The sequence below is a fragment of the Streptomyces roseoverticillatus genome (assembly GCF_000719265.1).
Lineage (GTDB): Bacteria > Actinomycetota > Actinomycetes > Streptomycetales > Streptomycetaceae > Streptomyces > Streptomyces roseoverticillatus.
This window is the reverse complement of sequence record NZ_JOFL01000006.1, coordinates 539,799-554,283: the sequence shown is the minus strand read 5'-3', so window position 1 is coordinate 554,283 and position 14,485 is coordinate 539,799. Positions and strand designations below refer to the sequence as shown.

7 protein-coding genes are annotated in these 14,485 nt (G+C 69.1%); 6 read left to right on the top strand and 1 reads right to left on the bottom strand.

Annotated features, from left to right (window positions below; all coding sequences use genetic code 11):
* The first annotated feature begins 4 nt into the window (after nucleotides 1–4).
* Nucleotides 5–2,185 (top strand): geranylgeranyl reductase family protein, encoded by a 2,181-nt coding sequence (locus tag IF61_RS0109680; protein WP_030365879.1) that lies wholly within the window; start codon nucleotides 5–7, stop codon nucleotides 2,183–2,185.
* A gap of 254 nt (nucleotides 2,186–2,439) precedes the next feature.
* Nucleotides 2,440–2,808 carry a hypothetical protein gene (locus tag IF61_RS0109675; protein WP_030365878.1) on the top strand — a complete coding sequence of 123 codons (369 nt, stop codon included), beginning with the start codon at nucleotides 2,440–2,442 and terminating at the stop codon, nucleotides 2,806–2,808.
* A gap of 603 nt (nucleotides 2,809–3,411) precedes the next feature.
* Here the strand turns inward: IF61_RS0109675 and IF61_RS35795 are convergent.
* On the bottom strand, nucleotides 3,412–4,191 hold the full coding sequence (locus tag IF61_RS35795; RefSeq protein WP_157848577.1) for a hypothetical protein: 780 nt from the start codon (nucleotides 4,189–4,191) through the stop codon (nucleotides 3,412–3,414).
* A gap of 279 nt (nucleotides 4,192–4,470) precedes the next feature.
* On the opposite strand from IF61_RS35795, the gene IF61_RS0109665 reads away from it, so the two are divergent.
* Genes IF61_RS0109665 through IF61_RS0109650 form a run of 4 tightly spaced genes read left to right on the top strand, consistent with a single transcriptional unit; the run spans nucleotide 4,471 to nucleotide 14,468 of the window.
* Nucleotides 4,471–7,065 carry a DUF6603 domain-containing protein gene (locus tag IF61_RS0109665; RefSeq protein WP_157848576.1) on the top strand — a complete coding sequence of 865 codons (2,595 nt, stop codon included), beginning with the start codon at nucleotides 4,471–4,473 and terminating at the stop codon, nucleotides 7,063–7,065.
* A gap of 5 nt (nucleotides 7,066–7,070) precedes the next feature.
* Nucleotides 7,071–9,419 (top strand): hypothetical protein, encoded by a 2,349-nt coding sequence (locus tag IF61_RS0109660; protein WP_157848575.1) that lies wholly within the window; start codon nucleotides 7,071–7,073, stop codon nucleotides 9,417–9,419.
* The gene (locus IF61_RS0109655; protein ID WP_030365874.1) at nucleotides 9,412–13,296 is read left to right on the top strand and encodes a hypothetical protein; all 3,885 of its coding nucleotides are present in this window, start codon (nucleotides 9,412–9,414) and stop codon (nucleotides 13,294–13,296) included. Before IF61_RS0109660 ends, IF61_RS0109655 begins: the two co-directional genes overlap by 8 nt.
* The gene (locus IF61_RS0109650; RefSeq protein ID WP_030365873.1) at nucleotides 13,293–14,468 is read left to right on the top strand and encodes a hypothetical protein; all 1,176 of its coding nucleotides are present in this window, start codon (nucleotides 13,293–13,295) and stop codon (nucleotides 14,466–14,468) included. Before IF61_RS0109655 ends, IF61_RS0109650 begins: the two co-directional genes overlap by 4 nt.
* Nucleotides 14,469–14,485: the final 17 nt, after the last annotated feature.

Here is a 14,485-nt window from a genome sequence, read left to right as displayed (position 1 = left end):
CAGCATGGATGCAGACGTCATCGTGGTGGGTGCGGGACCGGCCGGAGCCACCACGGCGTACTGGCTGGCGCGCTACGGTCGGCGCGTGCTGCTGCTGGACCGAGCGGAGTTTCCCCGGCCCAAGACCTGCGGGGACGCGCTCGGCCCGTCGGCCGTAAACCTCCTGCAAGAGATGGGAGTGCTGCACCGCCTGCAGAACGAGCACGGGGATATGCGGCACATCCGTGGCACGCGGGTGCGCATGCACCAGCGATGGCGCACCTTCACTCACGAAAGAGGGCGCTCGGGGCTGCTCGTGCCACGGATCATCCTGGACGAGGCCGTCCGGGAGCAGGCGGTGACTGCCGGAGCCACCATGCTGCCCCGCACACGAGCCGTCCGCCTTCTGCGGGACAAGGGCACTGTGGTGGGTGTGGAGGTGTTGCGGGCCGGCCGCCGGACCCGGCTGCGGGCCCCGGTCGTGGTGGTTGCCTGCGGGGCCGCAGTCGACGCCCTGATCCCCACCGCGTCCGCCCGCGCCGCAGCGGGCCGCGGACAAGCCGTCCGGGGCCATCTGTCCGGCCTGACCGGGCTCACCCACATGCTGGAGATCCACACCCCTGTCACGTCCCCGTCCGGATGCGGGCTTCCCCCTTCCTACGGGTGGGTCTTCCCCACCGGCTCATCGACCGCCAATGCCGGCGTCGGAGTCCTCGGACCATGCCCGGACGACCACCTGACCACCCTCTGGGACACCTTCGTCCGTACGCTGCGCGACACCGACCCGCGGTTCACGGGACTGCGTCAGGACGGCTCCCCGCAGAGCGCTCCCATGCGCTTCGACTTCGTCCCTGAACGGTGTGCCGCTCCGGGCCTGCTGCTCGTGGGCGATGCTGCGGGGATGACGTCCCCCTTCACCGGCCAGGGGATCGGCCCGGCGATGGAATCCGGCCGCTTGGCAGCCCTCGCCATCCACGCCCGGCTTCGCCCCGGGGCACCGTCCGCACCGGATCTTTCAAACTACATCCGCAGCCTCAAGAACAGCTACGTCGGCCACTTCGAGGACGGCAACCGATCCGCACGCCGCCACCTGCTGGTCTGGCGGACGCTGCACAGCACCTACGACAGCGAGCGGCCCCTCTTCACACTGGGCCGGCAGGCGCTCCTCTTCCCGGACGGCTTCGACGAGGCCCGGGTGACCCGCGTCCTGGACGACGCCACGAGCCTCCTTGCCGACAAGGCGCCCCGGCTGCGAGCGGATCTGCTCGCCGTCAGCGAGGTACTCCTTGACGCCGTACGTGCCGACTGGCCGTTCCTCGGCCGCATCACCGCGATGGGGCGAAGCATGCCCGCCATCCCCCTGCGACCGGCCCTCTTCGTTCTGCTCGCCGGTCGGCTCATCGTCCCCGGCCGCACGCCGGACACCGCCGTCCTGGCCACGGCCTCGGTCGAACTCGGTCACTTGGCTGCCCTGGCTGGACTCAGCGTCGTCGAGGAGATCCGCGACGGGGATCCCCAGCATGATGACAAGCCGGCGAATTGGGGCAACATGCTGGCCCTGATGGTCGGTGACTTCCTGCTCGGCAAAGCCAACGAGCTTGCGGCCCGGGCAGGCACCGCCGTGAGCCGGCTGTTCGGCCAATCGCTCGCTACCGCCACCGAAGGTCAAATCCGCCACGTGCGCCACGCACACGACCTCCACCTGACCAAGGCCGAACACCTCTCCATCCTGACCCAGCAAACCGCTACGCTCTTCGCGCTTCCCTGCAAGTTGGGCGCCCTGCTCGCCGGCGCCACAACAGCCGAAGCCGCCGCTCTGGAGGCGTACGGTCGCCACCTCGGACTGGCTTTCCAACTCACCGAGGAAGCCCGCAGCGCAACCGGTCAACCAACCCGGCTGGGCACAACACTGGCCTCTGACCTGGCATCCGGAATCTTCGGGATCCCCGTCCTCCATGTACTGCACAACGACAGCGAACTCAGCACCCGATTGAAGACCTTGATCGTCAGACGCCCCGGCACGAACCAAGACGCGCGTCCCGTCATCCGGCTCATCGAAGAGGGCCACGGCGACACAGCAGCACGGACTTTGGCGTCCCAGCACGCCGAACAGGCACGAGCCGCACTGCGGCACTTCGCCCCGGGGCCTGATCGGCACGCCATGGAACGCCTGCTGGATCACACCCTGCGACCGCCCCTTTCCTGACCAGACAAAACCTCGTCTGCCGACGCCGGCGCCCGGCAATGCCTACGCCGATACCCGGCCACCGACCCCCACCACCCTCGACGAAGCACTCAACGACATGGCGCGGTACGGCGACCCGGCCGATGTGGCGATCGCCCTTTTCGAGGTGATGGCGTGATCTTGCAGGCCGGAAACCGGCTGTTGCGGTTCGTGGCCAGGCCGTAGAAACGGGATGTCATTTCGCGTTGGTCTTTTTCCTATCCAAGGAGCCCACTATGCCCCGTTTGCGCACCACCGTGATCGCTTTCGCCGGTGCTGCTGCGGTGTTCGCCCTCACCGCCGCGCCTGCCCAGGCAGCCCCCGGTGACGTGACCACCACCTGCGCGAGCACCGCCACCCCGCCAGGCTACGTCGACGTCAACTGGGGCTACAGCAACAGCTGCGGCGGCCAGAACTTCGCCCCGAACATCAAGCAGATCAAGCAGCTCACCGGCCTGCCCATAGGCACCGTCGTCCAGGCCTGCGGGTCCGCGTACTACCCGACCGGCTGGGTCCAGACCAGCTCGTACTACAGCGGCTCGTGCGTCGCCTTCCCGAACTCCGGCTTCAGCAACAACGCCTGGGCCCTCAAGCGCGTCTCCTGATCACCCCTTCCGATCGCCATCGCGAGCCCCATCGGCATCACTGGCGAGTAGTGCGACAAACCATCCGCACAGGGCTAGGGCCTGCGGATTTCCTCATTACGGGCCCCAAAGTCAGCACCAGACCAGCACGGGAATCCGAACACCACCGTCAACATCCACATCACCCCGGCCACAGAAACAGCATCCGGTCCGGAGTCGCGAACAGTGTCGTCACCCGAGCCGCTGCACCCGCTCCCATCTTCCCGGCCGGCACTTGGGCAGCTGCACGGCCGTGGCGAGCCGGTCCCACTCGGGATCGTCGCGTCCGGGCACCAACCGCCCTGCGGCGTTCCAGCGCGCCGCGAGCTCGTGAAAGATCGGCGTGTCACTCGCCGATGAAGCGGATGCGACGCGAGCACGGACAGAGGCTGCCCGGACAGATGTTTGGCCTCCCATGGAGGGTTCAACGCTCGACACCCTGAGTGGTCACCTCTGTACGAGGAGCGACGACAGCGAGAACAGATACGGACGGCGCAGCGCCGGTCGGCCTACGCACCGTCAGCTTGAGGCCCGTATCCGTGGATGGTTACCGAACGTAATGAGCATCGCTGACGAGCGCCGAGCTCAGCCTGCCTTCCTCTTCGGAGTCAGCGTGTAGCCGCTGTCGCCGTTGCCGCGCACACTGCAGGTGTAGTCGGCGGACTCGGTGCTCAGGATGATGGTGCCGGCGGCATCGCGGTAGGCCGTGGTCAGTGGGCCTGTCAGGCCCGGCAGGGTCCGGGCCTTGCCCAGCCCCGATGCGGTCTGGGTGTTGCAGCAGTAGTAGCGGACCGGCATGCCCGGGTTCTTGTCGTTGCTGAGGAGGAAGACCCAGTCGCTCTTCTCGTCCTTCTCGACGATCGCGGTGACGAAGCCGGGCTTGTCGAGGGTCTCCTTGTCCGTACCGTTCCGGTCGAGCAGGCCTGTCAGCGGATTGCAGGCGAGGTTCCCTCCTGGGGACCGCAGGTCGTGCGGATCGATGGACAGATACGCGTACCGCTTCTGCCCGGCGTCCCAGTACACAAGATGCAACAGCTGATGGAGAACGAATGTGGCGGCAGCCCCCGCGTCCGGGAGTGACGTGGCAATACGCGGCCAGAACTTCGACCAGAAATCCTTGTTGGGCGGGACGACAGCAACTTGGGGCTCGTTGTCCCCGTTCACGTACTCTTCCCCTCGGGCCAGCCAGACTCCGTTCTCACCCACCTTCTTCTGATACCAGAACCCGACACGCTGGCCGACGACCTCGGGGTAGCACCAAGGGCTCTTGAAACGCTGTTCGCCGGGGGTGCGGGGAATCCCGAAAACGCACCCGCTCGGGCGCGAGGTGACGGACACCGAGGTGGGTTCCGCTTCCATGGCCATATGCCGTTTCCCTCGCTGCGTCGACGGAGAATGCAGATCTCGTCAGTGTGCCGTAGATACCGCGGACTCAAGCCGCCCGCAGTCCGTCCGGGTGACGGAATGGGCCATCGGGGCTGTGAAGGACCGCCGTCCTGGTGAATACGAGGCTCTGTCGTCTGGGGGAAGCCGAAGCCTGCCTTGGCATACGCCAGCCTGAGGCACAGATCAGTTCTGGAGTTCCCTGGAAGTTCCATCGGCTGAGCCGGCTGAAGGGCTCTGCCGGGTCGGCAGGAGTGACGGATGAGCGAGACTGCTGGTAAGCGCCTTTGGGTGCTGGTGGCCGGCATCGACGTCGGCAAGGGACTGTCGGAACTCCCGGTGGTCGGACCCCAGATCCCCGACGGAACCGCCGGGCTGGAGTCCTTGCAGCTCATGGTGAGCTCATCCGACAAGGGTGTCGCTCCCCGCGACGTCAAGAAGATCAACGCGCTGATCAAGAAGGCCGCGCACGGAGGAATCGGGGAGCGGAAGGCGCCTCTGCTGCCGGAAGAAGGGCTCGCCGGGAGGGGAGGGCTGGGGGCGACCGTCAAGCTCCTGGAACGAAAATACCCCTTGCTCGCTCCGCTCGGCACGAAACAGGGTGCTGCTGCGGGGCATCCGGACGGGGCCGGCCCAGGATCGGTGGGCGTCGAGCCGGCGCCGACGGCCGGCGCGGTGTGGGAAAAGGTCGACGCGACGCTGGGTCCGCTGCGGGTGCGGCGGGTCGGGCTGGCAGCCGCGCGAAACCGGATGTGGCTGCTGGTGGACGGCAGCATCGGTCTGTCGGTGATCTCACTGCAGTCGGTGGGACTGGGCATGGGCGTCAGTCTCGACGGCCGCTACGACACTGTCGGGTGTCTCGACGGCGTAGGCCTGGCGTTCTCCGCAGGCCCCGTGACCCTGTCCGGGGCCTTCCTGCGACAGAAGCCACCGGCAGGTTACTCATTGATGCTGGGCGGGCTCGCGACGGCCACGGTGTCCAACGTCAGTGCACGGATTCCCCAGCTGACCGTCGGGGCCGCCGGTTTCTACGCCCACGGTCCCGATGGTGTCGCCCTCTTCGTCTTCGGCGAGCTGGGCGGACTACGCGTAGGGCCACCGCCTTTCCAGGTGACGGGCCTGATGGGCGGGTTCGGTTACAACATGCGCGTCGATCGCCCTCCGCTCGAACAGGTCGCCAAGTTCCCGCTGGTCGACGGCCTGACCGGCAAGACGAAGGGAAGAAAGAAGCCTCCTGAACCTACCGAGGTGCTCCGCAAGCTCTCGAAGGTCGTCCACCCGGCCCCCGGTCAGATCTGTCTGATGGCCGGAATGACGTTCAACTGCTTCGGGTTCATCGATGGGAGGGCGCTGCTGATCCTCCAAGCGGGCAACGAATTCGTCCTCAGTCTGCTGGGGACGGCCACGGCACAGTTCCCCAAGGACGCGAAACGCCCCTACGCGAAGGCCACCCTCCAGCTCAAGGCCGAATACGCGGCACGGCGCGGCGAGCTCTCACTGGAGGGGCAGCTCGGCAAGGACTCGTACCTCATCTCGAAGGAGTGCAAGCTCAAGGGCGGATTCGCCTTTTACACCTGGGCCGATCCGTCCCCGCACACTGGTGATTTCGTCGTCTCGCTGGGGGGCTATCACCCGGGTTACGCCAGGCGTCCGCACTACCCGGAGGTGCGGCGGATCGGCTACGCATGGGCGGTCGCCTCCTCCCTTTCGATCCGGGGCGAGTGCTACGCGGCCGTGACCCCGTCCGCGTTCATGATCGGGGGCCTGTGGCGGGCGGAATTCCACCGGGGCCGGGTGAAGGCGTGGTTCAGTGCCCGGGTCAATGCCATGGTCCAGTGGCAGCCGTTCTTCTTCGACCTCGACGTCGGCGTGTCCGTGGGCGTGGAGATCAGCGCGCTCGCGACGATCCGGCTCAGTCTCGACGTCGATCTGAACGTATGGGGGCCGCCGACCGGTGGGGTTGCCAAGCTGCGGCTGCCCGCAGGGGTGGGCACGGTGCGGATCCGTTTCGGTGAGGACTACCCCTCGAGGCCGGATTGGCTGCCCTGGGGCACGTTCCGGGACACGACGCTCGGCGAACATCCCGTACAGGTGGCGGCACTGACAGGGCTGGTCCCCGAGTCGGGCGCCACCACCGCGCCCGCGGGTGCGTGGCTGGCTTCGACGGACGGTTTCAGCTTCGCCACGTCCTCCAAGGTCCCGATCTCCGCCGTCGAACGCACCTCGCGCTCGGGCGGCAAGCTCGACCTCGCCCCCGGGCTCACCCGTCCGCCGATCGCCATCCGGCCGATGGGGGCGGCCGACCGGGCCTCGGTGCACACTCTGACGGTCCGCCGCCACAAGCGAGGCGGCGGCACCGAGATCGCGGACATCAAGAACTGGGCCGTCACTCCTGTGACCGGCAACGTGCCGACGAGTCTGTGGGGAGCACCGCTCGACAAGCCCGGCACCAGGCCGCCGGTCCCGGGAGCAGACGCCAAGGAGCTGCTGGACGACCGGATCCTCGGCGTGCGGATCAGTGTTCCGGGACCGGAGGTCAGGGGCGCCTCGGTCGGCCCTGCCGCGGAGAAGGTCCTGATGGGCAAGGGGGTCGCGGAGGACAAGGTCCCGGTGGGCGACGCCGCGCCGCCGTGGAAATCGCCTGTGCGGGCCAGGCGCGGGGACCTCGCGGAACAACTGAGCACCACAGCCGCCGCGAAGGCCCGTACGGAACTGGTCAAGGCACTCGACCAGGAAGGAATGGCGCCCGGAGGCGGAGCCGGTGGACGGCCGGGAACCGGCCGTCTGGAGCACTACTCGTCCCGCCTGTGGACCTATCTGCCTGCCGACCCGGCACTTGTCGAAGGCACGAGGTGATGACCATGTCCCCCAGCACGACCGCCAGGCAGCTCCAGGTGGACTTCCGGGACGACCTGACGCCGAGCCTGGCAGCGGGCACCTACACGATCGAAGCGGCGCACACCGTGGCCGTCGGACCCCAGGGCGGTGCCGAGCCGCTGCCTGTGGCCGAGCAACCGGTCGTGGTGGACGCTCCCCGGTTCGGCCTCGACCCGCAAAAAGTGCTCGGCGTGTATCCGCCGGCCGACACGGCGGGAAGCTACCAGTTGGTGCTGCCGCACATCACGGTCAGGTCGGCTTCCCTTCCCTGGGCACGACGGATCGGAGGCGACAGGCAGCCCGCGAAGGGAGAGCCCTGGCTGGCCGTGATGCTGGTGACCGAGCACGACCTGCGCGAAGACCCGACGCGGAAGCAGTTCAGCCCCGTACGCCCGGTTGCCGAGGTGGCCGGTACCGCGCGGCAGAAGGGACCGGTCCTGCTGCCGCTGCTGGGCGATCTCCCCCCGGCGGCGGCCGGCACGGCCTGCCGCACGATCGACGTGAAGCGGGACGCGCTCGGCGAGCTCCTCCCCCGCCGGAACGAACTGCCTTTCCTCGCCCATGTCCGGGACGTGAAGATCGTGGCGGCGCAGGCCGACTCCACGTACCAGGCCGTCGAACGAAAACTGGAAGAGGGCCGCTTCGGTGTGGTGATCGGCAACCGCTTCCCGCGCAGCCAGGGTGTGCGCTACACCGCGCACCTGGTCTCTCTGGAGGGCCATGGCACCTACGACTTCCTCCAGGGGCCGACGAGATCCACGACGTTCGAGGCGGTCAGGTTCGTCTCCCTGTGGTCCTGGTCATTCGAATGCACCGCGAAGGCCGCCGACTTCCAGGCACTGGCAAAGGGCCTGCTCAAGAGCGCGAAGAAGGAACCGTCGCTGCGGCTGCCCACCCCCGCATCCTCAGGGAAGGAGCCGGTCCACGAGCGCGTACGGCAGCGCCGGGCCCACGGCTACGTGGCGCTGGCCTCCCGGCTGCCATCGGGTGAGGAGACCACCGCTTGGTACCGCGGACCGTTCACCCCGTCACCCGCACAGGGCCCGGGGAGCAACCCACCGCCCCTCCCGTCCGCTGCCTCGTCGTTGATCTACGTGAAGGAAGACGGAGTCTTCGACACCAGCTACGCCTGTGCCTTCGAGGCAGGGCGCCTGCTGGCACTGGCCAATATCGACCTGGCCACGGCCCTGGGGCGCGCGCGGGGCAAGGCCATGAGCGCCATGCAGCGCCTCGTTGCCGCGGTGGCGGTCGACGGCGGCGTCGGCGGGACCGGGCCCGCCCTCTCACGCTTCCGCAAGTTGCTCACCGCCGACGACGTCGGGGCCAGAATCACCAGCGGTCTCGGGCGCAAGGGATCCGTACCGGAGAAGACGGTCAGCGTGGCGGCCGGCGACCCGGGCGGCTCGGAGGGCGACTGGACCGCGGCGCTGTCGGCTCTGCTCCGCGACGGCCCCGGCGAGCAGGCCCCGGATTCGCACCCGTCCGAGGACGCCGTCCTGAACCAGGCGTACGCGTCCGTCCTGGCGCAGACCGCTGACGACGTCTCTGCCGACCTCGCCGCCGCGGGGAGCGACCGCGCGAAACTGCTGGACGCGGTGCCGTTCCACTTCCTCGTACCCAACCTGCGGATGCTGCCGCCCGAGAGTCTGCGCCTCTTCCACGTCGACCGGCACTGGCTGGACGCACTGCGCGCCGGAGCCCTGAGCCTGGGAATCGCCACCTCGCTGGACCGGCATCTGGCCCGGAGACTGCTGGAGATCCGGGACGGGCAACGGGCACCGGTCATGGGCATGCTGGTCCGTTCGGCCCTGATCAGTCACTGGCCCGAGCTGACCTGCGAAGTCTCCCGCAAAGAGCCCGATCCCCACCTGAAGCTCTTCACCCGCCGGCCCGCCCCCGACGTCCTCCTCCTGCTGTTCACCGGCCGGCCCGACCGTGTGGTGCTGTCCGAGCCTCCACAGGCACTGAGTTTCGGCATCGACTCCACCGAGGGCAACGGCACGCTCCACCTCCGGCGGGTGACCGCCGCGGGCGCGGACAAGGGCGTCGGCACCCCGGCGGGCGCACTCGCCGGCGTGTACGCCTGCACACGGGGCCCTGCCGCGAGCACCGGCGCAGCCCCCTCCCGAAGCACCGAGGTGCTGAACATCGACGACCGCGCCAAGCCCCCGCCCGAAGGCAGAACGCTGGTACAGGTCATGGAAGCCCTGCTCCGGAAGGACGGTGGCCTGTCACCCGAGGCGACGCTGACGCCCGCAGGCCTCGGGCTCCAGTTCTTCAACGGAGCACAGAAGTTGATCGTCAATACCGCTGTCGGAGGAGATCATGGCTGACCACCCGGATCCGCTCGTCGTCCCTGTCGACGTCGAGGCGCTGGTCGTCAGCCGGCCTGTCGTGGGCCACACGTTCTACAGGGCCCCTTTGTTCTTCCAGCAGAAGAAGCGCAAGGATCCCCAGCAGGATCCCTTCAGCAACACGGCCCCGGGGCTGGGCGTCTACGTGCACTGGCAGCTCCCGGATGCCCTGTGCGCGGGGCGGATGCGCGCCGGGGACCGCGCGGCGGCTGCTCCCGTCCACCCGCCGGCCCCCAACCGGTGGCTGGTGGTGCGCCACTTCCGGCCCTCCGGGGACACGGTCGGCAAGCCTGTGGTCACCGGCTGGGTCATCGAGAGCGACTACACCAGCACCCGGCAGAAGACCCCTGCGAGCGACGGCGCCACCTCGCCGTTCGGTCACGAGTGCTACATCGGCCGCCGGCACGACCTCGCCAAGGCTCCCTGGCAGGAAGACCCACGGGCCCCACGCGTACGCCTGACCTCCATGGGGCCCGGCATCCCGGAGTTCGCGGCCTACCAGCCCTACAACGCCGACGTCTTCTCCCTGCACGACCTCGCCACCGGCAGGGGCGACGCGTCCTCCCCGGGAAGCCTGCCGGACGGCAGCATCGACTACCTGGTCGTCGGCTGGCACAGCGCCGCCGAGGACGACCCGCTGCATCAGGGGCAGGCCACGGATCTGCTGGAGTTCTACTTCGGGGCCGAGGACCAGGACTCCGCGGCCTGGCAGCAACTGGCCGGGGCGTCGGACCGCTATACCCAGCTCCTGAACCTGCTGCAGTGGCAGGCCCCGGACGCCTCGGTACGCGAGCGATCGCTGTACGTCGGGTCCGTGGTGGGGCTTCGCTGGGGGGCCGACCTGCCGTTGCCGTCCCGCAGGCCGACCGATTCGGCAGCGACCAAGATCGCTGTCGGTCACGGCCCTGCGGACGCGATGGCAGCGCTGGTCAAGGACTGCGTCGAGGACAGGAAGTCCACCTCCGGGCAGTGGCAGGGCAAGGCACTGCAGGATGCGATGCTCCTGCTCAACGCCTTCCAGACCGGAGAGCTGGAGACGCTGGACACCGCCATGGACGACGGTGTGCGGGCTCTGGACGCCGCCGTGCACCGCACCGGGTTCCACGCAGGGCACGGCGGATACGCCTGGCAGGCCGCCCCGCCCGTCGATCCCGACGCCGGGCCGGAACAACTGCGGCTCACCCAGCACGAGCAGGCGACGCTGGCGGAACTCAACCAGCGGCAGGAACGGCTCGACAGAGCCGAACGCAAGGAAGCCGAGCTCCGGCGGCACCTCTACGACCTGTGGTGGATGTCCGGGCTGGGACAGCCGCCCAAGGACTTCGCCGCGCAGTGCGCCCGCGCGCTGGACCCCGCCGGGACCGGCACTGTGGCGCGCAGGGCCAAAGACGCCGCCGAGGCCACGCGATCTGCCGCCGGAGCCGTCCGGGAACTGCTGACCGGTGGCGAGAAAACCCGGCCGAAGTGGCTGCGGAAGGGCTGGACACTCACGCGTGTCCCCCGGCCCTCCTTCTTCGAGGCCGCCGACCCCGTCCTCCTCGTCCGCGGAGCAGGGCTGGAGAAGGAACTTTCGCCTGCCGCGGAGAAACCCCTGCCCTGCAGGCTGCCCCGCCAGCTCATCGACAAGATCACTGTCAAGGGCACGGACATTACGGGGAAAGCAGCCCCCGAGCCGCCGAATTTCGCCGCGCTGCGACAGGCTCTGGAGACGCCCACCACTCGCCTGCCCTTCTCCGCGCTGCAGAAGCTGCTCACGGAGTTCACCGTGATCAGCGAGACGGCTGCCGGGTTCGGAAACGCGTCAAAGAGTGTGCTGCCCAGAGCGCGACGCGCCCTGGACACCGTGATGGCCGAACACAACGCCGTGATCCCCGAGGCCGCTGCCTGGCCGGCCCGGACGTTCCTGTGGCAGCAGCCCTGGCAACCACTGCACCTGCACTGGCAGGTCGACTACTACCCCCTCCCCCACGGCAAGGAGCACTGGAAGCTCGACGGCGTCGAACACCACCAGACCGAAAAGCACCGGCCCGCCAGGCTCAAGGAGGTGGCGAAGGGCAAGGTGCTGCTGTCGTCCGTACCACTGTTCACCTGGCACAAACGCATCAAGGACCATCACAGCACCTACCCCGACGCGCCCTCGAAGGAGCTGAACGCGCTCAACGACCGCGTCGCCGGATGGGACCTGCTCTCCCAGAGCCTCGACGGCCTGCACGCCTGGTGTACGCAGCGTCGCCGGGGCTCCGGCGGCGATCCGCTGCCGGCGCACAAGGACCTGAACCCGCTGCTCGGTGTGCCCAACATCGCTGTCCCCGACCCACGCGGCAGGGACAGCCGCTTCCAGCCCGTCTGCGCGGGCCAGCTGACGCTCACCAGGCTGGCGGTGTCCGACCGCTTCGGCCACGCCTTCGACATCATCAGACCCGGCGACGAACAGGACGCGCTCAGCCTCATCCCGCGCCGGTCGCCCGGCATGACACCGCGCTACCCGGCGGAGTCGGACAACGCGCACCGGTTCATCCAGCGTTCCCCCCGGCTCGCACAACCGGCCCGGCTCCGCCTGGACTTCCTGCCTCACCGGTCGACCGCCCCCACACCCGTCCTGGACGTCCACACCGACCCCGCCCTGACCGAGGACACACCGGTGTGCGGATGGCTGCTGGCGCACAGCACGCCCCACGCCATGGCAACGCGATCATTGCTGGTACACGGCCCGCACGGACAAGGCCTGGGCGAGGTCCGGCTCATCGGTCCCACCGGGAAACCCGAACAACAGGCGGTCGGCTGGCTGCCGCTGCCCGGGTCACCCTGGCTGACCCCGGCCGATGTCCTGAGCGCCGGCTTCGCCGTGGAATACCCGCACCTCGCCGGCTTCCTGCGCGACCTCATCGACAAGGACGCCGACCGGCGAGCCGGCCGGAGCCTCCCCTCCGGGGAGCGGGTCAAGCCCCACCGGTTCCGTGAACTCCTGGCCGCCATCGACCGCGGCTTGCACACGGTCGCACCACCTGTCGGCGACCGCGACCGCACCCTGTGCGTCCTCGCCGGACGACCGCTGGCCCTCGTGCGCGCCCGCGTCGGCCTGGAACTGGACGGGCCACCGCTCGCGAATCCCCGCGAGGACGGCTGGAAAGCCGCGCTCAAGACGCCCGAGCCGGGAGACGGCCACCCGCTGTGGACGAGTGCGTGGCCGGTCGTGCTCGGCGCCGGCTGGGACCTCCGTGACGGACTCATCGGCTACTACGCCACCGTCGGCGACCTCCCCCGCGCCATCCCCAGCTATACCCACCTGCACGTCGTGCACAAGCCGCCGAAGGCCTCCACCTGGCTCAAGTGGATCGACGACGACCCCCTCACGGTGCTCGCGCGCTGGGCGCCGATGGCCACGAGCGAGGACACCGACCCGCTCACCGCCGCGTATCCGACTCTGCTGATGGATCCCTTCGCGTCCGTCGGCGCGTACACCGGGATCCTGCCCACCGGCAGCCTTCGCCTGCCGCCCGCCCTGGTCACCGAGGTCCTCGCACGGCTTCGGATCGGCATCCCCGCGGGACCCGTACTCCTCACCACCCGCCCCGCGCCGCCGGAGCTTCCGGACTCCACCCCGGCCTCCGCCGTCCTCCCCGTGCCCGCCGGCCGGCCCGGTACGTGGTCCTGGGGCGAACGCACCGCCCCCGAACACCTGCCCCTGCCGCAGCCCTGGTTGCCGCCGGCCTGGACCGAACGGCCCGTGGAGGCCGCCGACGCCCTGGTCGCCTACGGGGACTCCCCGCCCGTCGCCACCAGCGGCTACCTCACCCACACGCCACCCGCGCCCGCCAAGCGTCACTCCACCCCCCAGCAGGAGCCCCGGCCATGACCACCACCGCCGCCAGGCCGCCCCGGATCTTCTGCGAGCTGGCCCCGCACCCGGACGACGGAGACGGCAGCGACAGCGCGACGTACACCGTGACGTTCACCAACCACGACGCGGAGCCGTTCCGCTGCGACCAGGTCACCCTCACGCTCGCCCGGGACGGCAAGGACGACGGCGAATGCACGCCCTTCGGCACCGATGGCGTTGCGTTCCAAGGTGAGGAGGACAGCGGTACCGACACCTGGAGCATTACGGCCGAGGACGAACAGGCCCGCTTCACCGCCACGCCCGGGCCCTCGCGACGGGTCATCCCTGCCGGTGGCAAGGTCGACTTCACCCTGGCCCTGCCCCGCATCACCGAAGCCGTCGTCCAGGCCGTCACCACCGTGGCGGGTGCCGTCGACGGCCAGTCCGCCACTACAGCCAGGGAGAGCCATCTGATCGGCCCTGGCACCGTCGGCTCCCTGATCCAGAACCTCAAGGCCACGCCCTTCAACGCCGAGCGGGGCAAGAGCGTCAAGCTCACCTGGAACGACAAACCCAAAGAGCCCTCACCGGACTACACCCTCACCTGGACCGCCGGGGGCAAGGCCAGGAGGACCAAGCCGGCCCAGAAGAGCACACCTCGTTACTACCGGGATCCGGACTCCGGCCTGTGTACGTACGAAACCGACCAGCTGACGGAGCGGACCGTCTTCGTGCTGACGGCGGAGAAAAACAGCCGCACGGACACAAAAGCCGTGTTCGTCCTCGTGGCCGAAGGGGATCTCCAGGTCGGGAAGCTCACCGTCAACGGCACCACCCGCATCTTCGGGAGCCCGCAGAAACTGGTCCCGGAAGCCAAACGCAGCACGGACCCCGGCCAGGAAACCCCCCTGGAATCGGCACCGGCGCCTACAAGCGGCCTGCTGCTCGCAACCCTCCGCACGGAAGGGCCGTCCGGCGCGTCCGGCAAAGCCAAACTCACCGTCATCGCCCCCTCCAGTGCCACGGACCACACCATCACCCTTCCGGCGCGCAGGGAAGGCCACTTGACCGCCGTGGTCCGCGACGGCGACCGCGTAAGGATCACCGTCAGCGTCGAGAACACCGGCCCGACCGCGAAACTCGACGCGACGTGGTTCCCCTTCGGCTGCCTGAGCGCCCCGGACAAGGGCCGGCTGTCCGTCAAGTAGCGGGCACAGCGACAGAG

Bases quoted from the DNA above. Each gene is read 5' to 3' on its own strand.
- IF61_RS0109660 (WP_157848575.1), top strand. From the start codon at position 7,071: ATGTCCCCCAGCACGACCGCCAGGCAGCTCCAGGTGGACTTCCGGGAC.
- IF61_RS0109675 (WP_030365878.1), top strand. From the start codon at position 2,440: ATGCCCCGTTTGCGCACCACCGTGATCGCTTTCGCCGGTGCTGCTGCG.
- IF61_RS0109665 (WP_157848576.1), top strand. From the start codon at position 4,471: ATGAGCGAGACTGCTGGTAAGCGCCTTTGGGTGCTGGTGGCCGGCATC.
- IF61_RS0109650 (WP_030365873.1), top strand. From the start codon at position 13,293: ATGACCACCACCGCCGCCAGGCCGCCCCGGATCTTCTGCGAGCTGGCC.
- IF61_RS35795 (WP_157848577.1), bottom strand. From the start codon at position 4,191: ATGGCCATGGAAGCGGAACCCACCTCGGTGTCCGTCACCTCGCGCCCG.
- IF61_RS0109680 (WP_030365879.1), top strand. From the start codon at position 5: ATGGATGCAGACGTCATCGTGGTGGGTGCGGGACCGGCCGGAGCCACC.
- IF61_RS0109655 (WP_030365874.1), top strand. From the start codon at position 9,412: ATGGCTGACCACCCGGATCCGCTCGTCGTCCCTGTCGACGTCGAGGCG.